The sequence below is a fragment of the Nostoc sp. UIC 10890 genome, assembly GCF_054786515.1.
The window spans coordinates 1-4155 of sequence record NZ_JBSGKF010000066.1 but is presented as its reverse complement, the minus strand read 5'-3'; the positions used below and the strand labels follow the sequence as shown (position 1 = coordinate 4155).

Here is a 4155-nt window from a genome sequence, read left to right as displayed (position 1 = left end):
ATCGTTGATTTTTGTTACCACTTCAGCCTCCCGTGTTAGAACCTGATATCTTGTTGCTATCCATGTATCGTCATTAACGTTTTCTAACTGAGTCAGGGGTTTTAAGACTAAGCGATATTCTTGTAATTTTCGTAGTTCTGTTATATCTTTTTCCACTGACTCACTGATTTGTTTTAATACTTTTTCTTGGAAAGTTATTTCTTGATAGATAGTGAACTTACGCTTTTCTAATTCTTCTCTTAGTGCGCCACGAATCCGAGCGTCAAGAACTATCTTAGTTACCGATGGTAGCCTATCAATTTTGATGGAACTTCGGCTTACAAGTTTGCTACCACTACTTTGTAAATTGTTGGCTATACTCTCAACTGCGGCTTTACTTCTCTCAGGAGAGTCAGAACCAGTTAGCTCTATAAGTTTATTAAAGTAAGCTTGCAAAAATTGGTTATGCCTACGAAGTTCTTTGATAAGTTCAAGCCTTTTTGTATCTCCTTCTGATAATTCAGTGTAACGAGCAACGAACTTTTTAGCGGCTTCATCACTAGGCTGAAATTCGCCGCTTGTTCTTCTATCACTTAGTAGTCTCTCAGATGTTGTATTGATTGTAATTTTTTCAGCATCTTCTAATAGAGAATTAGTAGCTTCAGCAAAACTGTTTCCTGCCTCGGCAAATTTTTTATACTCATCTGTAGACCTACAGCCACTTGCAAAAGTGGCAATAATCGCAACTACTACAAATGTTTTATGAAAATTTCTCATCATGCGTAAGTATTGGAAATTAATTTGCTGTGATTATGGACAAGCTGAGTTGCATCATTTTGGATGGTGTTTTATATCTATTACCAAATAAACCACATTTTTGTAACGGGGTTAGAATTACATTTTTGAATGTGTTGCGACTATTAACCCTATTTTAAATAAGTATGTACTTATTTAAGAGGTATTTTGACAACACAGAAAAAGACATTCCAATCAGTTTCTCCTTTATTAGAGCTTTTAGTTTGATACTCTTACTGATGTCTTATCTGCTGATTTTTAGCTATTTATGCAGATTTTAGAAAAATTATCACGTTTTTTCTTCTGGGCTGGGGTTTCATCTAATGGTGGTTTCTGTTTTGACCCTCGATTCCACAGTTTCTGCCACAACAGACCTATGGATTGACCATTCATGGGTTCTATAGCTAAGGCACTGTGCAATATAAGACCGTTCCCTCCTTTCCCTATTGGGACGTAACCTTCTTTTTTAGCCTTAATACTGCCATAATCAAGAAAAGTTGTATCTCCAACGCACAGCACCACATCTTATTCTGCAACAGCTTAGTGGTGCAGAAAAGTCCTGAAGGCTTGATATAGGGGGAATTTTACTGAGACAAGGGTGACAGAGAGGGGGAAGATATGGGATGCTCAAGTTTCCACACAAAAACTACCTATGTCAGTCCCCCATCTTCATCGTCAACTGCTTGTCTCTTCTAAGTCAATGGATTTGTCCCCAAGACCAACGACATCTGCAAGTATTTTGTGAGAATGTCGCCGCCATGTTGCAAGCTCAAAGCGCCTGTCTGAGCCACTGGTTGCCCTATCTGAGTCATCGGGACTGCACAGCCCGCAGCCACATGGAGCGCTTAAACTACTTTGTCCATAATCCCAAAATCACTGCCGAGACCTTCTATTTTCCTATGTTGCAGCAGTTTTTAACCCTGTTTTGTCAATCTGGGGGAAGCTAATCCCTGTAAGGCTTTCGCAGCTTTAGTTTTCAGATTTTGGCTATAAATTTTAGTTACTGTTAGAAAATAAAGGTTCAAACCTTAGCTCAATCAAAGTTTCAGACTCTTGCTTGGATTATTGTTTTCCGAGAGTGACAGAATAGGGATATTCACTGGTGCGGCTGGGAGCGATCAAATTTCTGGCAAAAACGGCAACGATCAACTTTTAGGATTAGCTGGGAATGACTTTCTAGTTGGTGGTAACGGTGATGACATCCTCAACGGTGGCGCTGGTGCTGATATTCTTACAGGCAGTCATGGCGCTGATAAATTTTATTTAACAGCCTGAGTGATTCACTACTGTCTAGCTTCGATAGAATTACTGACCTCAAGATCGGTGAAGATAAAATTGATGGTCTAAATGCATTTTCAGGCGATAATTTGGTTGAACTTGGCACTGTTGCAAGTCTGAATTTGTCAGATGTACGACAGGTATTAACTGCAACTGCTTTTGTGGCTAATGTTGCAGCAACTTTTACTCTCGGTACAGGCAATAATGAGCGGACTTTTCTGGCACTGAATGACAATATTAATGGATTTTCTGCCCTCACTGATGCCGTGATTGAGATTAGTGGCTACAAAGGTGACTTAACTAATTTAGCCATTGTCTAACTTGAGTTACTTTGGGTAGGCTATGGCGGATTTGCTTTGTTATTGGCTGAAAATCAGTACTATGGTGAGGAAGTGAGAGACTGTCCTGTTCTACGCAGCGTTTCACAGAGAAAACACTTGTTCCGCCGCGCCGCCTGCTGAAGTTGAAAAATCTTTAACTTCTGCGATCGCAGATCAGAAAATAGAACCGAGTTGTCCCTCTGCTGAGTTGATGACTGAAAATTCAGTTTCGGGTGTAGAAGTCAAAGCAGTTGATGAGGGTGAAGATTCCGCTGTGTCCGTGTCACAAACTGCAAAATGGTCACATGAGGCGATTGTTGCGAGGTCAAATATGCGACCTGTAAGAAGAGAAAAACTGAATCGAGCGGCGAATTCGGGGCAAAATCCTGGTTTTGACTTCCTCCAACAATGCTGGAATGATGACCCGGCTTTGCAGATTGTGATTAAGAAATTGCTGATGAAATATTCTCAGTGGGGTGTTGCGATTGTGGATGGGGTGTTGGTGAAGTGGGATGGTTAGTGATGTCTACGACGGGCTACGCCTACGCAACGGTAGAATGTTCGTGTCTTCCTACGTCTTGTCGTAGTTGATGGCGCACTTGATCGTGAATCTGCTGCCAAATACCTTTACGTTGCCATTTTTGAAAGTAGCCATACACTGTTGTGTACGGTGGCAGGTCATGAGGTAACATTTCCCACTGACATCCGCTTCTTTGCACGTAGAAAATGGCATTAAGAATTTCTCGTAAATCTACTTCTACAGGATGCCCAAATCCTTTAGGTTTTGGTAGAAGCGGCTGAAGGATTAACCATTCGGCATCGCTTAAATCACTTGGATAAGGTTTGCGCTCTTGGTTTTCAATCGTTGGTAGACGGTTCATGCACAACAACATCAATGTTATTAATTTAGCCTATGGTCTAAATAAGCCGAGGCTCTGTTCTCTTTAAATTTTCTTTACGAATCAGCTCTAATAAGTTTCGCTACAACACAGTCATCCGTTGTCTGAACACTTTACTCAGATGAGTTTCAAAAAAATCTTCAACTTGATCCTCAAAATAAGAACTTATTTGTTACACAAATACTATTAATTAGATACGTTCAGACAGAAGTCACGAGGAGGTTGTTCAATAGATTTTTTAGATATCCTTCCGTCTTCTTTTGGGATAGCATTTTGCCCGGAAGCAGCTTTGAGTATAGCTAACCGCTCATGAATATATCGAATATCTTTGGCTGTCAATAAATCACTATCTATGCTAACGCTAGTGTTATCAGGATCAGTTTTATGAATATCAATTGCTGAAGAATAAGATTGTATTGCCTCGCTTTTTTTTTGTTGTTTTTCTAACAACATCCCCTTAATTTTATAAGTTAGAGAAAATACTTTTAATCCTTGAGGAGAATTAAAAGTATTTTGATCATTTATTTCTAACCTCTTAAAAATAAATTCACTATTTTGTATTTCTAGTTCTGATTGCTTAAAAAGACCTAAATTTAGATATTCTTCAGAAGCAACATTATATAAGTAAGCCTGTTTAAGTTCTTGACTACAAATGTTGTTTTGGGTATTTTCTATTTTAAGCATTTGCTGGTCTCTAATTTTCTCCGGTATCGATCGTTCCTTTTTTAAAAAATATATATTTTGAAGTTTTGCCAAATTAATCTGGGAGTCAACTAGCGAAAGTTTATTTTCATATAGCTTATATTTCTCATTTAACTTATTAGTTTGATTGTTTAGACTTGTAGTTATTTTTCCTATGAATAGTAAAGACAAAAAACTACTTA

At 38.6% G+C, this 4155-nt stretch carries 5 protein-coding genes and 3 pseudogenes; 4 read left to right on the top strand and 4 right to left on the bottom strand.

What is annotated here, in order from left to right:
- Both ACWATR_RS38835 and ACWATR_RS38830 read right to left on the bottom strand, forming a co-directional pair.
- Positions 1 to 759 (bottom strand): hypothetical protein (locus tag ACWATR_RS38835; protein ID WP_460345374.1); only part of this gene is annotated, 759 nt, incomplete at its 3' end.
- 306 nt (positions 760 to 1065) lie between these two features.
- Positions 1066 to 1299: pseudogene (locus ACWATR_RS38830) on the bottom strand (hypothetical protein); the annotation flags it as partial.
- Between the two features lie 127 nt (positions 1300 to 1426).
- Here ACWATR_RS38830 and ACWATR_RS38825 point away from each other — a divergent pair.
- The 4 genes and pseudogenes from ACWATR_RS38825 to ACWATR_RS38810 all read left to right on the top strand — a co-directional run.
- Positions 1427 to 1691 (top strand): annotated as a pseudogene (locus ACWATR_RS38825) (IS4 family transposase); the annotation flags it as partial.
- Between the two features lie 136 nt (positions 1692 to 1827).
- Positions 1828 to 2049 carry a hypothetical protein gene (locus tag ACWATR_RS38820; RefSeq protein WP_460345371.1) on the top strand — a complete coding sequence of 74 codons (222 nt, stop codon included), beginning with the start codon at positions 1828 to 1830 and terminating at the stop codon, positions 2047 to 2049.
- A 92-nt stretch (positions 2050 to 2141) separates the two neighbouring features.
- Positions 2142 to 2372, top strand: coding sequence for a bluetail domain-containing putative surface protein (locus tag ACWATR_RS38815; RefSeq protein WP_460345368.1), 231 nt, complete (start codon positions 2142 to 2144; stop codon positions 2370 to 2372).
- Between the two features lie 211 nt (positions 2373 to 2583).
- Complete coding sequence (locus tag ACWATR_RS38810) at positions 2584 to 2892, top strand: hypothetical protein (RefSeq protein WP_460345365.1); 309 nt, start codon at positions 2584 to 2586, stop codon at positions 2890 to 2892.
- A gap of 25 nt (positions 2893 to 2917) precedes the next feature.
- Here the strand turns inward: ACWATR_RS38810 and ACWATR_RS38805 are convergent.
- A pseudogene (locus ACWATR_RS38805) lies at positions 2918 to 3253 on the bottom strand (transposase); the annotation flags it as partial.
- 204 nt (positions 3254 to 3457) lie between these two features.
- The coding region (locus ACWATR_RS38800; protein ID WP_460345362.1) for a hypothetical protein at positions 3458 to 4155 on the bottom strand (698 nt) is incomplete at its 5' end.

Excerpts from the sequence above, each read along its gene's own strand:
- ACWATR_RS38810 (WP_460345365.1), top strand. The coding sequence starts at position 2,584 with ATGACTGAAAATTCAGTTTCGGGTGTAGAAGTCAAAGCAGTTGATGAG.